The organism is Caviibacterium pharyngocola, from assembly GCF_002795405.1.
In the GTDB taxonomy this organism is placed as follows: domain Bacteria; phylum Pseudomonadota; class Gammaproteobacteria; order Enterobacterales; family Pasteurellaceae; genus Caviibacterium; species Caviibacterium pharyngocola.
On record NZ_PHGZ01000003.1, the window covers coordinates 1 to 19,528 of the forward strand.

A 19,528-nucleotide genomic window follows, 5' to 3' on the forward strand; every position below is an offset into this window, starting at 1 on the left:
TAAAGCCCATCCTACATATAAAATACGATTTAAATCAGGTTTGTCATCAGTCAAAAACGGCACATTATGTGCCGTTTATCAGTTTAATATTATTGGATCAGCAAATAGAAATTCGAATCGCCGCGTAAAATATTTAACGCAACGGCGGATTTTTGATCTTCCAACGCTTTACGCAACTGAGCAAGATTTTCAATCGGTTGGCGATTTACGCCGATAATAATATCGCCGTTTTTCAATCCGCGTTGTTCCGCCATTGAACGGGCTTTAATTTTGCCGATTGATACGCCTTTTTGACCTTTGCTGTCATAATTGCTAAGTTCCGCACCGTCTAATGCCGGCAGCACGCCGCTTGCATTGGCTTGTGTTTGCTCGTCGGATTGTAAGGTAACTTTTGTCGTTGCGCTTTTACCGTCGCGTAAATAGCTTAATTCGATTTCTTTACCCGCGCCGGCGGTGGCGATTTTCGCGCGTAATTCCGCAAAACCGGCGAGTTTTTGACCGTTGATTGCCGTAATCACATCGCCCGCTTTAATGCCGGCTTTTTCCGCCGCGGAATTCGGTAACACTTCGCTGACAAAGGCGCCTTGTTGCGCTTCTACGTTAAAAGCTTTGGCTAAATCGGCATTTAATTCGCCGCCTTTAATGCCGAGCAATCCGCGACGCACTTCGCCGAAATCAAGAATTTGTTGAACTAAACTGTTCGCCATATTGCTCGGAATAGCAAAGGCGATACCCGCATTTCCGCCGCTTGGGGAAATGATGGCGGTGTTAATACCGATTAGCTCGCCGTTCAAATTAATCAACGGGCCGCCGGAATTTCCGCGGTTAACGGCGGCATCGGTTTGAATATAATTTTCATAAGTACCGCTGTCGGAACCGGTTGAACGACCTAATGCGGAGACAATCCCTGAAGTAGCGGTTTGTCCGAGACCGAAAGGATTACCGATAGCAACGGTGAAATCGCCGACGCGTAATTTATCGGAATCGGCAATTTTAATTTCGGTGAGGTTTTTCGGGTTTTCCAGCTGAATTAATGCCACGTCTGACATTTCGTCTTTACCCACGACTTTGGCTTTAAATTCGCGTCCGTCTTGTAATTTGACGGTGATTTTATCCGCTTGATCGATAACGTGATTATTGGTTAAGGCATAGCCTTTTTCTGCGTTAATGATCACGCCCGAACCGATGCCTTTAAAATTACGCGGCGAGCTGTCGCCGAAAGCATCCGGTCCGAAGAAAAATTTAAATTCTTCCGGAATATTATCGTTTTGGAAAGAGGATTTTTGTTTACCTTCGACCGCAATCGAAATAACCGACGGCAATACTTTTTCCAACATCGGCGCAAGGCTTGGTACTGCTTGATTTTCCACGAAAGAGGGAAGGGCGGCTTGGGCTGAAACTGACGCCGTTAAGACGGATAATCCGAGCATAATACTACTTAATAGAAAGGTTTTTTTCTTCACTTTGAGTTCTCCATTTCAAATAAAAAAGAATCATTGCGTTAACAATGTATGCACTAAGACAAGAAAAACAAGGGAATGTTCGGGGGTTTTAGGCGGAAATGCAATAAAGTTGAAAAAAAGTTGAAACGGACTGGAAATCGTAAAAATCGATCTTATATTAGCGAAATTTATCGCTTTTTGTAATGAAACATAAAAAACGGCGAGTCGTCCCGCCGTTCGATTGTATTATTTTTCCGTTTTTAAGAGACCGGACGATCCTTCCGAATAATCGCGCGGCGGGCTATCTTGATCTTCCGCCGGATTTTCCGCGTTTGCAGGCGCCGAATGATCCGCGATCAGATTTTTTCCGAACCATTCTTTATCGGCTTGTTCCGGCAATAGCGCGACGGAAGAACTCGCCAAATGACGATAGAGTTTTTGATAGTCTTGCGCCAAGGTTTTAAGCAAATCGGCACTTTCGGCAAAATGTTTTTCAAGCTGTTGTTTTTGCTCGTTTAATTCGGTTTTCACCTGATTTAATTCCGCTTCCGTTTTCACTTGTTTTTTCACGGAACCCTTGGTTAAACGCACAAGAATATAGCCGATAACCACGCCCACAACCAAACCGATTAAGATACCTTGCCAGACTTCGGGTGATAAATTTTGCATAAAATACTCCTCATCATTATAAAAATAACTTTGTTATCATAACGTTAAATGAAGAAAATTTCTTTGCACCGGATCACAATATTAAATATTACGCGCCAAAAATTTTTTAATCGGCACGTAATACATTGTTTTACTTCCAGTTTTCGCGTTTGGCTTTTTGCAATTTTGCGTAAGCGGCGAGTAGTTTTTGATGTGCTTGGAAATGTTGCAAATGCTCGTCGTCGGCAAGCAAATCATAGAACGGATTGCCGCCTTGCACCGCTTTCCACGCAAAATCCACCGCACTTTTACCGTACATTTTTTCAAAAACCATACGATATTGTTCCGGTTCGCGTGTTTGATCCAAGAATAATTCGATACTACTAATCAAACAGCGATAATAGTTTGCGCGCGCCGGCGTAAATACTGAGCCGTTCATATTCATTGTCCAGTTTGCCCAATCCAATGCGGCGTCAAGATCATTTAAGGCAAGATACAGCATTGATTTTAATTCGCCGATACGCAAGGTTGTCCAGCCGGATTGCGGCGGTGCAACGATGCCGATAAATTCGCGCACGCGTGTGGCGTCGTCAATGCCTTGCTCATCCAGTTCGGCTAATAATTCTTCGTAAGTGCCTTGATCGTGATGAAAGTGCGGTAGATCCAACAGGATTTCACGCCAATCCATTCCCATATTGTTGTTGGCGTAGATTAAATCGTCCGGCGGATAAATATCCGACATTCCGGGCACGATAATCCGACAGGCGTAAACATCTAAATGGTTGTAATCCATTATGTAAACTTCTTTTTGTTCTTTTCGGAAAATCGCCATAAGATTGTCGTATTCTTGTTGCGTCGTGCCGGAAAAATCCCAATCGGCAAAGTCGAAATCCGCGTCTTGTTTGAATAAATCCCACGAAATTAAACCGCTCGAATCAATAAAATGGGTTTCGAGGTTGGCGTGTTCCGCCACGTCTTCATTGTTGAACGATGGCGGGGTGAATACGTCCAAATCTTTTAAACTGCGCCCTTGTAATAATTCCGTGACGGTACGTTCTAATGCCACTTGGAAATTCGGATGCGCGCCGAAAGAGGAGAAGCACGTGCCGTTATTCGGGTTTAATAAAATCACGCAAATCACCGGATATTGTCCGCCTAAAGAGGCGTCATACGCCAAAATCGGGAAACCTTCGTCTTCCAATTTTTGAATGGAGGCTTGAACGGACGGATAACGCGCCATTACTTCATCTGGAATCAACGGAAGACTGATGGCTTCGGCGATAATTTTATTTTTCACGTAACGTTCAAATACTTCGGATAAACCCTGTACACGCGCTTCGTTTTTGGTATTACCCGCCGACATTCCGTTGGAAACGTATAAATTAGCGATGATACTTTGCGGAATATACACGGTTTGTTGATCCGATTGACGAACATAAGGCATCGTCACGATGCCGCGATCGTAATTTCCCGATTGCAAATCCACCAATAATTCCGGCGTTAATTCGCAATCCGGATCGAAATAATTCGATAAATAATCGTCTAAAATGCCTTCCGGTAAAGTTTCGTCGTCTTCAATCGGAAACCATTTTTCGCTCGGATAATGAACGAAATCGCCGTTAGCAATATCCTGACCGAGATAAAAATCGGCAAAAAAGTAGTTGGTGGAAAGGCGCTCGAAATACTCGCCCAATGCGGAAGCCAGCGCCGCCTTTTTGCTTGCGCCTTTACCGTTGGAGAAACATTGCGGGCAATCTTTGTCGCGAATATGCACCGACCAAACGTTCGGAACGGGATTTAACCACGAAGCTTCTTCAATATTAAAGCCAAGTGCGGTCAGTTTTTGTTGAAATTTTGCGATACTGTCTTCAAGGGCGGCATCTTTACCCGGAATAAAAGTTTGTTCGGTCATTTTTGATTCTCTTTCGGTAATGGAAAGCGGCAATAATAGGGGAGATTGAGGTGTTCGGCAAGTATAATATGACGATTATCACAAATTAATAAATTAATGATTTGCAAACGGAAAAAATCGTTTTATGCTATTTTTTCAACTATTTCCAAATAATCGGAGGGAAAAATGGCATTAGGTTGGTATGAATTAAAATTAGCGAAAGACGGTCAATTTATGTTTAACCTGAAAGCGGCGAATAGTCAGGTGATTTTGACCAGCGAACGGTATAAATCGCGCGCCGCGGCGGAAAACGGCATTGCTTCCGTGCAAAAAAACGGCGGCGATGAAGCGAATTTCGAATACAAAGCCACGGTGAACGGGCAGCCTTATTTCATTTTGAAAGCAAAAAATCATCAAGAAATCGGGCGCAGCGAGTATTATTCGTCCAAAGTCGCCGCTGAAAACGGGGTGAAATCCGTGATGAATAATGCCGCGACGACGGTGATTAAAGATAAAACGGCGGAGTAAATATCTGCAAAATAGCAAAAGGCGATAGAGCAAGTTTATCGCCTTTTTTAATGCTCTTTAATTCTGCGAAACGCGGTTGCAGTGGCAAGTTCTTTGGTCGAATTGAAATTTAATTGCGGATCTGCGGAAATAACGCGATAAGTTTGCTTTTGTGCGATTAAAATGCTGAAAGGCGCAAAAGTGCGGTCGTTTTTGCTTAAGGATAAATTTTGTTGAAGCTGAAGGCGAAAACCGCGTTGCTCCAACCATTGCACAATAAGATGAGGAAAACGCAGATAAAACGGCACGGCGTGTTGTCCGATACCGAAAGCGTTTTTTAACATTGTCGGATTGTACGGATTAAACAGGGAAACAAACAAATAGCCGTCATCACTTAAAACGCGCAAAATTTCTCTTAATAAGACATAAGGATCTGCGCAAAAATTTAGCGTATTCGCTAATAAACACGCATTGATCGAACCTTGCACGAAAGGCAAGGCGGTGAATTCCGCTTGGATGACGGAAAAATTCGGGCGGGCGGAAAGTGCGGTCAAATTTTCGTGAATTTCCGGATGAAGAATTATTTGATGGCAATGCGGTGCGCACGGTATTTCGCCGCTTAACCCGCCCAGTTGTAAAAATTGTTCCTCCGCGACGGTGGAAAAATAAGGCGCAAAAAAGTCACCGAGTAGGGTACAATATTGCTCGCCCTGCGGTATTTCTTGCCAGCTTGCGGGCAAGCGAACCGTTGCAAAAAGGTCGTTTCGTTTCATTTTGCCACCTTCAAGGAGTATTTATGCTAATTCCGATTCCTGTTCTTAATGATAACTATATTTGGCTTTACGGACGAGAAAATTTATCCGTAATTGTGATCGATCCCGCTGAAACCGTGCAATTATTCGCTTATTTTCAGCAACAAAATTTGCAACCTGAAGCGGTGTTGTTGACTCACTATCACGATGATCACACTGCAGGCGTGGCGGCATTTAAACAACGTTATCCGAACGTGCCGATTTTCGGTTCGGCGGAAACCCAATCCAAAGGCGCGACCCATATTGTTGCCGAAGGCGAAATTCGTACTACTAATTATCGTATTCAAGCGTTACCCACCGGCGGGCATACGGCGCAGCACCTCAGTTTTGTGGTGGACGGGCATTTATTTTGCGGCGATTGTTTGTTTTCTGCCGGTTGCGGACGCGTGTTTACCGGTGATTATCATCAAGCGTTCGAATCTTTGCAACGGCTGAAGGCGCTGCCGGACGATACTTTGGTTTGTCCGGCGCACGAATATACCCTCGGTAATTTACGTTTTGCCGAAGCCGTAATGCCGGAAAATGCGCGGATCAAAGCCTATATGAATGAAGTGGAAAATCGGCGTGCGCAAAATCGCCCGTCCGTGCCGACTTTGCTAAGTTTTGAAAAACAAATCAATCCGTTTTTACAAGCGGCAGACGAAAATGAATTTATTCGCCTGCGTCAAGCAAAGGATAATTTTTAACATTTTGTTAAAAATTTGACGGGAAGGTTTGCTCAATGAGAGACAATTTATTAAAATGATCGGGTTTTCTTTTTTATTTTTCTTGTGGGCGATATAACCGCAAAGTGCGGTTAAATTTCAATAAATTATGACAATTCTTGTTCTGGGTATTAATCACAAAACGGCTTCCGTGGATTTGCGCGAAAAAGTGGCGTTTCCCGAGGAAAAGCGTTTGACGGCGTTGCAAAGTATTGCGCAATCCGCCTTAGCGGACAGCGCGGTGATTTTATCCACTTGTAACCGAACGGAAGTGTATTTGCATAATAAAACCGTTGCGCCGCAAGATAATCCGCAATGGATCGAACAATGCATCGATTGGTTGGCGGAAGTGCACCGATTACGCAAAGATGATCTGATGCCGAGCCTTTATTCGCAACAAAATCAAAATGCGGCGCATCATTTAATGCGCGTGGCGTGCGGATTGGATTCCTTAGTGCTGGGCGAGCCGCAAATTTTGGGGCAAGTCAAACAAGCATTTCAAATTAGCGAGCAATATTATCAGGATCGACAACAAGCAATGTCGGGCGAGTTGTTGCGCTTATTCCAAAAAACCTTTTCTACGGCAAAACGTGTGCGCACGGAAACCGATATCGGCGAAAATGCGGTCTCCGTCGCTTATACCGCCTGTACCTTAGCACGGCAGATTTTTGATAGCTTGCGCAAATTAAATATTTTACTGGTCGGCGCAGGCGAAACCATCGAGTTGGTCAGTCGTCATTTATTGCGTCACGGCGTCAAAAGTTTAACGATTTCCAACCGCACTTTGGCGCGCGCGCAAGCGTTGGTGGACAAATTAGATAGCAATCAGGAAATTCGTCTGCTTTCGTTGCAACAATTACAAGAAGGTATTGATCAAGCGGATATTATCATCAGCTCCACCGGCAGCCCGCATACGTTGATCAGCCAAGAAATGGTGCGCCAAGCGCAAAAAATCCGTCGCGGTAAACCGATGTTAATCGTGGATATTGCCGTACCGCGTGATGTGGAAAGTTCGGTCGGCGAGTTGGATAGCGTGTATCATTATACGGTGGATGATTTACAAACGATCATTCAACGCAATTTAAGTCGCCGTGAACAAGCGTCGGCGCAAGCGGAAAAAATTATCCAAGAAGAAAGCGATGATTTTTTCGAATGGCTAAAAGTACATCAGTTTTCCGATTTGATTCGTGCCTATCGTGAAGATGCCGAACAAACGCGGCAAGAGTTATTGGAAAAATCCTTATCGGCGTTGCAACAAGGCGAAAACGCCGAACAAGTGTTGCAAGAATTAAGTTATAAATTAATGAACAAACTGATTCATCAACCGACGCAAGCAATGCAAACAATGGTTCGTGCGGGCAATGCGCAAGGCTTGCAAGCGTTTTCACAGTTTGTGGAACGAAAAAAATAACGGAAAGAATGAAAATAGCGAAAAGCGTGAAAATAGAGAAAAGTGCGGTAAAAAAACCGCACTTTTTGCATTTAAAGCACAATGGTTTTGTTTTGATAGACAAAAATCTTATCGTGCAACGCCAAATCCAAGGCGCGGCTTAAAACGGTTTTTTCTACGTCGCGACCGGCGCGCATCATTGCTTCGGCGCTGTAGGTGTGATCGATGTTGATCACGTTTTGCATAATAATCGGGCCTTGATCCAATTCGTTATTAATGAAATGGGCGGTGGCGCCGATAATTTTCACTCCGCGTTCATAGGCTTGTTGATAAGGTTTGGCGCCGATAAATGCCGGTAAAAACGAGTGATGAATATTGATCACGCGGTTCGGGTAGCGTGCGACGAATTCCGGATTTAACACGCGCATATATTTGGCAAGCACGATGTAATCCGGCGCGTACTCGTCGATTTTTGCCGCCAATAGTTTATCGTGTTCGACGCGGGTTAATCCTTCGTGGCTGACGCAATGGAACGGAATATCAAAGCGTTCGACCAAGGTTCTTAAGGTGTCGTGGTTTCCGATAACGGCGGCAATTTCAACGTCTAATCCGCCGTAATAATTTTTCATTAAAATATCGCCGATACAATGCGCTTCTTTGGTGACCAAGATCACGATACGTTTTCTCGCTGTGCCGAGTAAACGACAATTCGTTCCCGCCGGTAAACTGAAATTTAAATCCGCCAAGAGGGTTTCTTCATTAAAAATACCCTGTAATTCGGTGCGCATAAAAAAATGTTTGGTTTCAAAATCCACAAACTCGTTATTATGAATGATATTGAGTTGGTGTTTGTAACATATATTGGTAATTTTAGCGATTAATCCTTTATCGTCGGGGCAATCGGTTAATAATATTTTATTTTCAATCATAGTCGGAACAAATTTAAATATCAGGGTTTATAAAAAAGTAAAACCCATATATATGGGTTTTACTCCGAAACGGGCGAATTAAATTTCGAATTCGTTTAATGAGCGACCGGCGTCTAATGCGCTTTGAATGGCGCGCGGCGTTCTGCCTTGACCTGTCCAAGTTTTTTGATTACCGTTTTCATCGGTATAGCGGTATTTTGCCGGACGCGGTTCTCTTTTTTTACGTTGAGTCACCACGCTTGAGCCGACGATTTCGGCAAGTTCGTCCGCGGTAATGCCGTCTTGTCTTAATAATTCTTTATATTTTTCGATGCGTTCTTGGCGTTCTTGTTCTTTACGTTGTTCTGCTTCGATTTCGGCACGTTTTTCTTCTAAAACGGACGAAATTTTTTCCGCGATACTTTCAAGTTGCTCTAATGTTAATTCACGGGTAGCAACGCGCAAGTTACGAATATTATTTAATACTTTTAATAGATCACTCATTTTTACTCCTTGTCTTTTTCATTGTTTATAATTTTATATCTTTAAAAGATTCTCGCATAATAACTAAAATATGTTTTCAGGTAAATCCAAAATTAAATTAAATTTGGTTTTTTCTGCAAATTCGGCGTTTTTATTTTATTCGATGAAAAATATTCGTCCGCACTATTGGCATTTGAGCTATCTTATTGTAATCTTTGCAGCATCCTACTTGTGTAGAGGTGCAGCCATTATAAGTATTTTTTCTGAGTGGATAACGATGAGGAAAAATGAAAGGAATGGTTGCCGAAATCAGTTGAAAGTCATTTTAACTGGTTGGGGGCGTCTTTGAAAGAAACGTCACTGTCATAGTCTTTTTTAGTCACTATGGAGTGCTACTTGGTTAGGTTAGGTTCTTTTTCACCTGCCTTTATTTTAAATTTTTTACCATTCTTTAAAATAGTAACCTCAGTGGTTCTCCCTTAATTTTAGGTAGAACATAATGGAACTTGCAGATTATTCCACGTCGATTTGGTCGGTCGTACCGCCGCTTTTAGCATTATTTTTAGCGATTATCACCCGTAAAGTGATTTTATCTTTAACCGTCGGTATTGTGATCGGGGCGTTAATGTTAGCCGATTTTAATCTCGGCAATACGGTCTCTTATTTATTCAACAACGTGTCGTCATTGGTTTACGGTGAAGACGGATTTAATTTCGATACGATCAATATCATTTTATTCCTATTATTATTAGGAATTTTAACCGCACTTTTAACCGTTTCCGGCAGCAACCGTGCTTTTGCAGAATGGGCACAGAAACGTATTAAAGGTCGTCGCGGGGCGAAATTAATGGCGGCGTCATTAGTTTTCGTCACCTTTATCGATGACTATTTCCACAGTTTGGCGGTAGGGGCGATTGCGCGTCCGGTGACGGATAAATTTAAAGTTTCCCGCGCAAAATTAGCCTATATTCTGGATTCCACCGCCGCGCCGATGTGCGTAATGATGCCGGTTTCCAGCTGGGGCGCTTATATCATCACCTTAATTTCCGGCTTATTAGCTACTTATGCGATGACGGAATATTCACCGATCGGCGCGTTTATGGCGATGAGCGCAATGAACTTCTACGCGATTTTTTCCATTATTATGGTGTTCTTCGTGGCATATTTTTCTTTTGACATCGGTTCGATGGCAAGACACGAAAAACTCGCGTTGGAAAGTGCGGATGCCGAGGAAGAAGAACAAAACGGCGTGGTCGGTCACGTGCGTAATTTGGTTTTACCGATTGTCGTACTGATTATAGCGACCATTGCGATGATGTTATATACGGGAAATCAAGCCTTAAGCGCCGACGGCAAACCGTTCAGCGTATTAGGCGCATTTGAAAATACTACCGTAGGGATTTCCTTGGTAGTCGGCGGTTCCGCCTCTATTTTGGTTGCGACATTATGCATTTTATTCGACAAACAAGTCGGTTTGGCGGATTACTTCAAATCTTACGCAGTCGGAATGAAATCAATGCTCGGTGCAATCTTAATTCTTTGTTTTGCGTGGACGATTAATAATGTGGTCGGCGATATTAAAACCGGTACTTACTTATCTTCCTTAGTTTCGGGGAATTTACCGGTTGCGGTTTTACCGGCATTGTTATTTATTTTAGGTGCGGTAATGGCATTTTCCACCGGTACCAGCTGGGGAACTTTCGGGATTATGCTGCCGATTGCCGCCGCTATTGCAGCAAACGCCGCGCCGGAATTAATGTTGCCTTGCTTATCCGCAGTAATGGCGGGTGCAGTATGCGGCGACCATTGTTCACCGGTTTCCGATACCACTATTTTGTCTTCAACCGGTGCGAAATGTAACCATATGGATCACGTGACCACGCAATTACCTTATGCTTTAACGCTTGCAGCGGCAACGACAATCGGCTATTTAGTGGTCGGGATAACCGAATCCGGCTTACTCGGCTTTGTTGCAACCGGCGTTGCTTTGGCGGGAATGATTTTCTTATTTAAGAAACGTTAAAAATGTGATCTTGCGCAAATTTTTAAATAAAAATTTTTAATTTTGTGAATTTTATAAAATGCGGCATAATGTCGCATTTTTTTATTTTTAAGTTTATTTTTGTTTATAAAATATCGAAATTTTTATAAACTCGATATTTTTATATTAATGAAATGGGGTTTTTTCTCGTATTTTTGGTAAAATTTTCATAGACAAAAATTTTCTATTCGGGTAAAACTAACACCAATGAAATACAAACTTAGTCATTCTTAGCAAAAGTGCGGTGGATTTGAGAGGTAAAAATGAAAAAATTATCCGGTGCGGAAATGATTGTGCAATCCTTGCGTGATCAAGGCGTTAAATTTGTGTTCGGTTATCCGGGCGGTTCGGTATTGGACATTTATGATGCGATTCATACTTTAGGCGGTATCGAGCATATCCTTGTTCGTCACGAACAAGCGGCGGTACATATGGCGGACGGCTATGCGCGTTCTACCGGCGAAGTGGGTTGCGTATTGGTGACTTCCGGACCGGGCGCGACCAATGCGATTACCGGTATTGCCACCGCTTATATGGATTCGGTGCCGTTAGTGGTGTTCTCCGGTCAAGTTATGTCGAATTTAATCGGTAGCGATGCGTTCCAAGAATGCGATATGGTCGGCATTTCTCGTCCGGTAGTAAAACATAGCTTTTTAGTGAAAAATGCGGAAGAAATTCCGGAAATCATTAAAAAAGCTTTTTATATTGCTTCGACAGGTCGTCCGGGGCCGGTGGTAATCGATGTACCGAAAGACGTAGTCAATCCGGCGAATAAATTCCCTTATCATTATCCGGAAGAAATGGCGTTACGTTCTTACAATCCGACCTTGCAAGGACATAAAGGACAAATCAAAAAAGCCTTAAAAGCCTTGTTAGTCGCGAAAAAACCGGTAATGTTTGTAGGCGGCGGCGCGATTACGGCGAATTGTCACGATCAATTAATTCAGTTGGCGAAACGGTTAAATTTACCGGTGACGTCCTCTTTAATGGGATTAGGCGCATATCCGGGAACGGATAAACAGTTCTTAGGGATGTTGGGTATGCACGGCACTTTCGAAGCCAATACCGCAATGCATCACAGTGATTTGATTTTAGGTATCGGCGTGCGTTTTGATGATCGTACCACCAATAATTTAGCGAAATATTGTCCGAATGCCAAAGTGATCCATATCGACATCGATCCGACGTCGATTTCGAAAAACGTACCGGCGGCGATTCCGATTGTGGGCAGCGCGGAAAGCGTTTTAAACGAATTCTTAACCTTATTGGAAGATGATAGCTTGGCGAAATCGCAAGCCAGCCTTGAAGACTGGTGGAAACAAATCGACGAATGGAAAGCGAAAAAATGCTTGGAATTTGATCGCCAAAGTAAGGTAATCAAACCGCAACAAGTCATCGAAACGGTGTATAAATTGACGCAAGGTCAAGCGTATGTTGCCTCCGATGTAGGACAACACCAAATGTTCGCCGCGTTGCATTATCCGTTCGAACAGCCGCGTCGTTGGGTGAATTCCGGCGGGTTGGGCACAATGGGATTCGGCTTGCCGGCGGCACTTGGGGTGAAATTGGCACATCCGGATGCTACCGTAGTATGCGTAACCGGTGACGGTAGTATTCAAATGAATATTCAAGAGTTATCCACCGCGCAGCAATACGGCATTCCGGTTGTCATCGTTAGCTTAAATAACCGTTTCTTAGGAATGGTAAAACAATGGCAAGATTTGATTTATTCCGGACGTCATTCGCAATCTTATATGGATTCCTTACCGGATTTCGTTAAAGTGGCGGAAGCTTACGGTCACGTCGGTATTCAAATCGATACGCCGGACGAATTGGAAGAAAAACTAGCCCAAGCCTTTGCCGTAAAAGACAAATTAGTCTTTGTGGATATTAAAGTGGATGAAACCGAACACGTTTATCCGATGCAAGTACGTGGCGGCGCAATGAACGAAATGATTTTAACTAAACCGGAGAATGCATAATGCGTAGAATTTTATCAGTATTATTAGAAAATGAATCAGGAGCATTATCTCGTGTGGTAGGTTTATTTTCCCAACGGGCGTTTAATATCGAAAGTCTTACCGTGGCACCGACGGATGATCCAACCTTATCGCGGATGACCATTGAAGCTTACGGCGACGAACAAGTGCTTGAGCAAATCGAAAAGCAATTACATAAACTTATCGATGTGTTTAAAGTGATTAATTTAAGCGATTGCGAACATATCGAACGTGAAGTAATGTTAGTCAAAGTGCGCGCGCAAGGCAGTTCACGCGATGAACTAAAACGTTTGACCGAAATTTTCCGCGGACAAATCGTGGATGTAACGACAAAATCTTACACCATTCAGTTAATCGGTACGAAAGACAAATTGGATGCTTTTGTCGGTGCGATTAAAGAAGAAAGTTCGCTGATTGAAATTGTTCGTTCCGGTTTAATCAGTTTATCTCGCGGTGAGAAAAACTGCTTATAAATGCTAGTTTATCGATTCTTTCCCTTCGCTTTCAATGGTGAAGGGAATGTGATGAATATCGAACAGACCTTAGTTGAATAAAATCCGCTCGTCGCCGTTGTTGCGAAATCGAGCGGATTTTGTTTTAGACGGATTTTACTTTGTGCAGACAAAACGCCGCGACCAATAAAATCAAAATAGACACATAAAATACGCTGTTATAATGCCAAAATTCCGCGATAAATCCTGCCACCGGCCCGCCGATAATCCAGCTGCTTTTCGCCGTATTGCTGAATAAGGTCGTCGCCGCGCCCATTTGTCTCGGCATTAAATCTTGAAAATAAACCATTCCGATGGTGGCGATAATGCCGATAAAAATTGCGTTTAATCCCTGCAAAGCAATCAACATCCAAGTTTGTTGCACAACGGATAAGCCGATATAAAATAGCCCGCCGCAAAAAAGTGCGGTGAACATTAACTGTTTTTTGCTGAGAAAACGGGTTAAATAGCCGGCTAATAGCATTACCGGAATTTCTAGTCCCGCTGCCGTACCCATTAAAATACCGGCAAGTTGCTCCGGCAAATGTAATTGATGAATTAAATACAACGGCATATTGATGAAATACATACTGTTACACATCCAACACAGCAAACAGTCCGCAAATAAAAACGCCGTACTTTTCCGCTGTGTTCGAGGTGCTTCGATTATTTCTCCGCTTTGTTGCGTTTTGGCAAGGTTACGCGAGATTTTCGGTAATAAACAAATTGTTGCCAAGGCGCAAAGCAAAAAGGCGGCGCCGGCAACCAAATACATATAACTGAATCCCCAATTCAACGCGATCGCGAAAGATAACGGCGGACCGACGATCCACGCCAAGGAAATTTGCGTGCGCATAATGGTGGTGAACATCACACTTTCTTTACCCGCACTTTCGGTATATTCGCGCGCCAAAGCGAAAGATTGCGGATTACTTGCCGAACCGAGTCCGAGCAATGTCGTGCCTAAAATAATTAAAATCCAATAATTGCGACAATAAGCAAAAATCACACAACCGATAATGGATAACAAACAGCAAATCATAATGACTTTGCGGCGATCTTCTTGCTTATCAGAATAAGCGGCGATAAGTTGGCTTAACAAGATCCCGATAATCGCATTGGCGGAATAAAATAAGCCCACCATAAAAGGCGAGGCGTGAATTTCTTGCGATAAAAACAAGCTCAGCGTCGGTTGTTGAAAGGAGGAGGCGATACCGGTTAAAAATGCAATTAATAGAAACGCAAAGGCGATTAAATTAAGTGGTTTTTCCGAAGGAGGCGGCAATAAAGACATAATCATTTAACGATAAAAAGAAAATGACGTTATTTTAGCGCGTAATTTGCACGGAAGAAATGAAAAAGGGAAAATCCAATGAAAATCGGGCGACAAATTTGCCGCCCAAGGTTTATTAAAATAAAGTTTGAATTAGCCGACAACCGCCGGTAAATAACCCGCTTGAATTAAGAATGGCACGTTCATAATTAATAAGCCTAATAATAAGGCGATAAATAAACTGATATTTCCGCCTAATACGCGATACGGCAAATCCGGATAGATTTTTCTTGCGCGCCACGCCATTCCCACCGGCAACACTAAACCGTAGAAGGTGAACATTTGACCTGCATAACCTAATGCTGCGATAAAACCGTCCGGATAGAATAGAGCGAAAGCAAGCGGCGGCAGGAAGGTTAATAAACCTAATCCGATACGACCGGCGCGAATATTGACGCGTTTTAACAAATCGTCCAAGCAATCGAATAAAGACAGCGCCACACCAAGGAAAGACGTCACTAAGGCAAGGGTGGAGAACGTTCTCACCGCGCCGCTGATTAACGAACTTTCCGTTGCGTGATAAGTGGCGTTAACTAAGCCATTTAAGGTCGGATCCGTATTAATAATTTGCACGAATTGCGATTGCGGGAACACGCCGTGCGTCGCCATTTGCCATAAAATATAAGCCACCAACGGAATCGCCGTACCGGTAATAATGGCAATGCGTAAACGACGAATATCGCCGTCTAAATAGCTGTTAATACTCGGAATAATCACGTGGAAACCGAAAGAAGTGAAAAATACCGGACTGGCGGAGATGATCAAAAAATCTTTTAACGGCATTGCCATAAGATTGTCTGATTTGACTAACGGCAACATCATTCCCAACACTAAAACGAAAGCCACCAGTTTAATGATAAATAACAAACGAGTGAGTCCGTCCACCGCACCGGTACTGATTACAATGAATATACCTAACACCACGGTAAATAACACAATGGAAATCGGTGTGGCGTTGTCGCCTAAAAACGGCAGAATCCCCGCCAATAAGGAACCGCCGCCGGTGACATAGGCGGATAAAATGGCGTACATAAAGATGACTAAAGAGAGCGTGGCTAATACGCGACCCGTCATTCCGAAATATTGTTCGGCGAGGGTGGCGATACCCGCGTCTTTTCGTTCTGCTTTTTGATAGACCTCGACAAACAGTAAGGCACTGTAAGAAAGTAAAATCCATAGCGCAAATAACAGCGCAAGCGTGTAAGTGAATCCCATTTCTGCGGAAGTAAGCGGCATTGCCAACATTCCCGCACCGATTGTGGTTCCTGCGACTAATAAGGCGCTTCCGAAGGTTTTGTTTTTCATAAAGAAATTCCTTTATTACATAAAAAAGTGCGGTTATTCTACCGCACTTTTTGGTGATTGTAATTATTTTTTTACGTTAGTGTTTTAATTTCTTTACGATTTATATAAGAGCCTTTAACCGACCACGTTCGGCAAGTAACCCGCTTGAATTAAAAACGGCACGATTACGATAAATACACCGATAATTAAGGTGATCACTAAAGAAGGCGTGCCGCCTTTTACTTGATAAGGCAAATTCGGGTACATTTTGCGCAATTTCCATACCATTGCGATAGGTAAAACAATGGCGTAAAAAGCAAACATTTGTCCTGCATAACCGAGGGCAGCGATAAATCCTTGCGGGTAAAACAGGGCAAAAGCAAGCGGCGGTAAAAAGGTCAGCACGCCTAAGAAAACTCGGTTGGTCGGCGCATTGACGCGTTTCAACAAATCTTCCAAACATTCGAACAAACCGAGCGCCACACCTAAAAACGAGGTGATCAAGGCTAAAGCGGAGAATAAACGCACTGCGCCGCCGATCATTTCGCTGCCGGTGATTTGAGTGGTGGCGGTGATAAGTCCGTTTAAGGTTGGATCTTGTTGCAAAATCGCTAAAAATTCCGTTTGGCTTAACACGCCGTGCGTTGCTAATTGCCATAAAATATAGGCGACAAGCGGAATAAACGTACCGGCTAAAACCGAAATGCGTAATGCTCTGACATTGCCGTCCAAATATTTATTTAAACTCGGAATCGATCCGTGAAAGCCGAATGAGGTAAAGAAAATCGGGCTGGCGGAAATAATCAACGCGTTATCGATCGGAATTTCTAATAAATTTTCCAACCGCACTTTCGGCAACAACAAGAATAAAACCAAAATGAAGAAAACGATTTTACTGAAGAAAATAATACGGTTGATTTTATCAACGCTGCTTGTGCCGAGCACGATAAAAATGCCGAATACCACAGTGAAAATCACGCCGGCAATACGCGATGTAGTTTCGGCGTCATTGATTACCGGCAACAGTGCCGCCAACAACGAACTGCCACCGGCGACATAAGCGGAAACCAACGCGTAAAGAAAAGTCAACAGCACGGCGGTGGATAAAATACGTCCGAAACGACCGTAATATTTTTCCGCCAAGGAGCCGATTCCCGCGTCACTTTCGACGGTTTGATATAGTTCGACGAAAAGCAATGCGGCGAAAGAAAGCAATAACCATAATAAAATCAATAAAGTAACGGTGAAACCGAAACCGATTCCGGCGGAGGTCAACGGCATTGCCAACATTCCGCCGCCGATAGTCGTACCCGCAACAATTAATGTACTACCTAGTGTTTTATTCATTGATAGAGTCCCATTGTAGTGAAAAGTGCGGTCATTTTAGCGTAAATTATTTATGATGTAATGTTATTTTTACACTTGTTAGGATTTTTATACACCTTACCAAGGATTCGAAGAAAAAAGACACTGCTCGGCGTAAATTTCACCGATTGCCTAAAAGGGAAGCTCGGTATTTTGTTACATCGACGGGCTTTTTATGTTAAAATCCGTAACCGATTTTTTACTGAATAAATGACTATTAGGAAGGTATATGAAAGTATTAGAAGGCGCCGTGGCGGCACCGAATGCCAAAATCGCGGTTGTAATTGCGCGTTTTAACAGTTTTATCAACGAAAGTTTATTAGAAGGCGCGTTGGATGCATTAAAGCGTATCGGTCAAGTGAAAGACGAAAACATTACGTTGGTTCGTGCGCCGGGTGCGTATGAATTGCCGTTGGTGGCGCGTCGTTTGGCAGAAAGCAAAAAATACGATGCTATCGTGGCATTAGGCACGGTGATTCGCGGCGGTACGGCGCATTTTGAATATGTGGCGGGCGAAGCGAGCAGCGGCTTGGGTCAAGTAGCGATGCAAGCGGAAATTCCGGTGGCGTTCGGTGTGTTGACCACGGAAAATATCGAACAAGCCATCGAGCGTGCAGGTACCAAAGCTGGCAATAAAGGTGCGGAAGCCGCGCTTGTTGCCTTAGAAATGGTAAATTTATTGGCTCAAATCGAAACGGCGTAACGATATGACTGAACAAGTAAAAAAAGCCTCGCCTCGTCGTCGCGCCAGAGAATGTGCAGTGCAAGCGTTATATTCTTGGTATGTGTCGCAAAATCCGGCGGAAACGGTGGAATTAAATTTCGTTACCGAACAAGAAATGAAAGGCGTGGATTTGCCTTATTTCCGTAAATTATTCCGTCAAACCATAGAAAACATTGACACAGTTGACCGCACTTTAGCGCCGCATTTGGATCGTAATTTGGATGAATTGGATCCGATCGAAAAAGCGATTTTGCGTCTTGCGGTTTACGAATTGCAGTTTGAAACGGACGTGCCTTATAAAGTGGTGATTAATGAAGCAATCGAAGTCACGAAAGTGTTCGGTGCCGATGAAAGCCATAAATACGTCAATGGCGTATTAGACAAAGTTGCGCCGGCATTGGCGCGAAAATAGCCGCATAATCGGTTGTAATAGGCATAATAACCATTGTTTGAGAGGTATCTGATGAGTAATGGCGAGTTTGATGTGATTCAACGTTATTTCACCGCCTCGAAACGCCCGCGCCGTAAGGATGTGATTGTGTCCATCGGCGACGATTGCGCTATTACCGAACACAGCCGAAATCAACGTATTGCGATTACCACCGATACGATGGTGGAAAATACGCATTTCCTCCCGACTATTCGTCCCGCCGATTTGGCTTACAAAGCGGCGGCGACGAATTTAAGCGATCTCGCCGCAATGGGCGCGGAACCCGCGTGGTTTTCTCTCGCGTTAACCTTGCCGAAAATCGATTCTCTTTGGCTGGATGAATTCAGCCAAAGTTTTTTTGAGGTGTTGAATCATTACAACGTCGATTTGATCGGCGGCGATACCACAAAAGGCGCGTTGCACGTTATCACCATTACCGCGCAAGGCATTATTCCCAAAGGCAAAGCCTTATGCCGACACAGCGCTAAAGTCGGCGATTGGATTTATATCTCCGGTTCTTTGGGCGACAGCGCGGGCGGTTTAGCGTTATTGTTGCGGGAAAACGGCGCGACGACCAAAAGTGCGGTGGAAAATGTGTCGATTTCTTCGCTTAATGAATATGATTGTCGCTATTTAATTCAACGTCATTTACGCCCGACACCGCGCGTGTTGCTCGGTTTCGAACTTGCGGTATCGTCGCTCGCCAATGCGGCGATTGATATTTCCGACGGGTTTCTCGCCGATTTAACCCATATTTTAGAGCGTAGCCAATGCAGTGCGGTAATTCATCTGGAAAAATTGCCGTTGTCCGCATCGCTAATCAAGGTTTTCGGTGCGCAACAAGCGGAACGATTTGCCTTGACCGGCGGTGAAGATTACGAATTGTGTTTTACGGTTTCGGAACATAATCGCGCCAAATTGGAGCGCGCTTTAATGCATATGGGCGTGGCTTATACCTGTGTCGGACAAATTCACGGCTTTAACCCGCATCATAAAAAACGCTTGCGTTTTCAGCGCGACGGACAACTGGTGGAATTAGTCGATACCGCCGGCTTTGATCATTTTCGTTAGGAGC

Annotated in this window: 18 protein-coding genes and 1 riboswitch; of the genes, 9 read left to right on the forward strand and 9 right to left on the reverse strand. The window is 43.7% G+C overall.

Annotated features, from left to right (window positions below; all coding sequences use genetic code 11):
- Positions 1 to 89: 89 nt before the first annotated feature.
- The 3 genes from CVP04_RS00450 to ycaO all read right to left on the reverse strand — a co-directional run bounded on the left by CVP04_RS00450 (position 90) and on the right by ycaO (position 4,002).
- Positions 90 to 1,463 (reverse strand): Do family serine endopeptidase, encoded by a 1,374-nt coding sequence (locus CVP04_RS00450; RefSeq protein ID WP_100295560.1) that lies wholly within the window; start codon positions 1,461 to 1,463, stop codon positions 90 to 92.
- 225 nt (positions 1,464 to 1,688) lie between these two features.
- Positions 1,689 to 2,111 (reverse strand): Z-ring associated ZapG family protein, encoded by a 423-nt coding sequence (locus tag CVP04_RS00455; RefSeq protein WP_100295561.1) that lies wholly within the window; start codon positions 2,109 to 2,111, stop codon positions 1,689 to 1,691.
- Positions 2,112 to 2,241: 130 nt separating this feature from the next.
- Positions 2,242 to 4,002 carry a 30S ribosomal protein S12 methylthiotransferase accessory factor YcaO gene (ycaO, locus tag CVP04_RS00460; protein ID WP_100295562.1) on the reverse strand — a complete coding sequence of 587 codons (1,761 nt, stop codon included), beginning with the start codon at positions 4,000 to 4,002 and terminating at the stop codon, positions 2,242 to 2,244.
- 165 nt (positions 4,003 to 4,167) lie between these two features.
- Between ycaO and CVP04_RS00465 the strand changes: the two genes are divergently transcribed.
- A complete protein-coding gene (locus tag CVP04_RS00465; RefSeq protein WP_100295563.1) occupies positions 4,168 to 4,509 on the forward strand; it encodes a YegP family protein in 342 nt (113 codons plus the stop codon).
- 47 nt (positions 4,510 to 4,556) lie between these two features.
- On the opposite strand, the gene CVP04_RS00470 is transcribed toward CVP04_RS00465, so the two are convergent.
- Entirely contained in the window at positions 4,557 to 5,261 is a 705-nt protein-coding gene (locus tag CVP04_RS00470) for a methyltransferase domain-containing protein (RefSeq protein WP_100295564.1), read from the reverse strand.
- 23 nt (positions 5,262 to 5,284) lie between these two features.
- Here CVP04_RS00470 and gloB point away from each other — a divergent pair, with 23 nt between their 5' ends.
- On the forward strand, positions 5,285 to 5,986 hold the full coding sequence (gloB, locus tag CVP04_RS00475) for a hydroxyacylglutathione hydrolase (RefSeq protein WP_100295565.1): 702 nt from the start codon (positions 5,285 to 5,287) through the stop codon (positions 5,984 to 5,986).
- Between the two features lie 127 nt (positions 5,987 to 6,113).
- The gene (gene hemA, locus CVP04_RS00480; RefSeq protein WP_100295566.1) at positions 6,114 to 7,415 is read left to right on the forward strand and encodes a glutamyl-tRNA reductase; all 1,302 of its coding nucleotides are present in this window, start codon (positions 6,114 to 6,116) and stop codon (positions 7,413 to 7,415) included.
- A 71-nt stretch (positions 7,416 to 7,486) separates the two neighbouring features.
- On the opposite strand, the gene purU is transcribed toward hemA, so the two are convergent.
- On the reverse strand, positions 7,487 to 8,323 hold the full coding sequence (gene purU, locus CVP04_RS00485; RefSeq protein WP_100295567.1) for a formyltetrahydrofolate deformylase: 837 nt from the start codon (positions 8,321 to 8,323) through the stop codon (positions 7,487 to 7,489).
- 78 nt (positions 8,324 to 8,401) lie between these two features.
- Entirely contained in the window at positions 8,402 to 8,806 is a 405-nt protein-coding gene (locus CVP04_RS00490; protein WP_100295568.1) for an H-NS family histone-like protein, read from the reverse strand.
- A 205-nt stretch (positions 8,807 to 9,011) separates the two neighbouring features.
- Positions 9,012 to 9,188: riboswitch (Lysine riboswitch) on the forward strand.
- A gap of 96 nt (positions 9,189 to 9,284) precedes the next feature.
- Between CVP04_RS00490 and CVP04_RS00500 the strand changes: the two genes are divergently transcribed.
- The 3 genes from CVP04_RS00500 to ilvN all read left to right on the forward strand — a co-directional run bounded on the left by CVP04_RS00500 (position 9,285) and on the right by ilvN (position 13,299).
- Positions 9,285 to 10,808 (forward strand): Na+/H+ antiporter NhaC family protein, encoded by a 1,524-nt coding sequence (locus CVP04_RS00500; protein WP_100295569.1) that lies wholly within the window; start codon positions 9,285 to 9,287, stop codon positions 10,806 to 10,808.
- A gap of 281 nt (positions 10,809 to 11,089) precedes the next feature.
- Positions 11,090 to 12,808 (forward strand): acetolactate synthase 3 large subunit, encoded by a 1,719-nt coding sequence (locus CVP04_RS00505; RefSeq protein WP_100295570.1) that lies wholly within the window; start codon positions 11,090 to 11,092, stop codon positions 12,806 to 12,808.
- The gene (gene ilvN / locus CVP04_RS00510; RefSeq protein ID WP_100295571.1) at positions 12,808 to 13,299 is read left to right on the forward strand and encodes an acetolactate synthase small subunit; all 492 of its coding nucleotides are present in this window, start codon (positions 12,808 to 12,810) and stop codon (positions 13,297 to 13,299) included. The genes CVP04_RS00505 and ilvN overlap by 1 nt, the downstream gene beginning before the upstream one ends.
- A 124-nt stretch (positions 13,300 to 13,423) precedes the next feature.
- On the opposite strand, the gene CVP04_RS00515 is transcribed toward ilvN, so the two are convergent.
- From CVP04_RS00515 to CVP04_RS00525, 3 genes are all read right to left on the reverse strand, one after another.
- Complete coding sequence (locus CVP04_RS00515) at positions 13,424 to 14,611, reverse strand: MFS transporter (RefSeq protein WP_100295712.1); 1,188 nt, start codon at positions 14,609 to 14,611, stop codon at positions 13,424 to 13,426.
- Between the two features lie 132 nt (positions 14,612 to 14,743).
- Entirely contained in the window at positions 14,744 to 15,955 is a 1,212-nt protein-coding gene (locus tag CVP04_RS00520; RefSeq protein WP_100295572.1) for an aromatic amino acid transport family protein, read from the reverse strand.
- Between the two features lie 114 nt (positions 15,956 to 16,069).
- Positions 16,070 to 17,281 carry an aromatic amino acid transport family protein gene (locus CVP04_RS00525; RefSeq protein WP_100295573.1) on the reverse strand — a complete coding sequence of 404 codons (1,212 nt, stop codon included), beginning with the start codon at positions 17,279 to 17,281 and terminating at the stop codon, positions 16,070 to 16,072.
- 247 nt (positions 17,282 to 17,528) lie between these two features.
- Here CVP04_RS00525 and ribH point away from each other — a divergent pair, with 247 nt between their 5' ends.
- Genes ribH through thiL form a run of 3 tightly spaced genes read left to right on the forward strand, consistent with a single transcriptional unit; the run spans position 17,529 to position 19,524 of the window.
- A complete protein-coding gene (ribH, locus tag CVP04_RS00530) occupies positions 17,529 to 18,002 on the forward strand; it encodes a 6,7-dimethyl-8-ribityllumazine synthase (RefSeq protein WP_100295574.1) in 474 nt (157 codons plus the stop codon).
- A gap of 4 nt (positions 18,003 to 18,006) precedes the next feature.
- Positions 18,007 to 18,435, forward strand: a complete 429-nt coding sequence (gene nusB, locus CVP04_RS00535; protein WP_100295575.1) for a transcription antitermination factor NusB — start codon at positions 18,007 to 18,009, stop codon at positions 18,433 to 18,435.
- Positions 18,436 to 18,486: 51 nt separating this feature from the next.
- Positions 18,487 to 19,524 (forward strand): thiamine-phosphate kinase, encoded by a 1,038-nt coding sequence (gene thiL / locus CVP04_RS00540; RefSeq protein WP_100295576.1) that lies wholly within the window; start codon positions 18,487 to 18,489, stop codon positions 19,522 to 19,524.
- Positions 19,525 to 19,528: the final 4 nt, after the last annotated feature.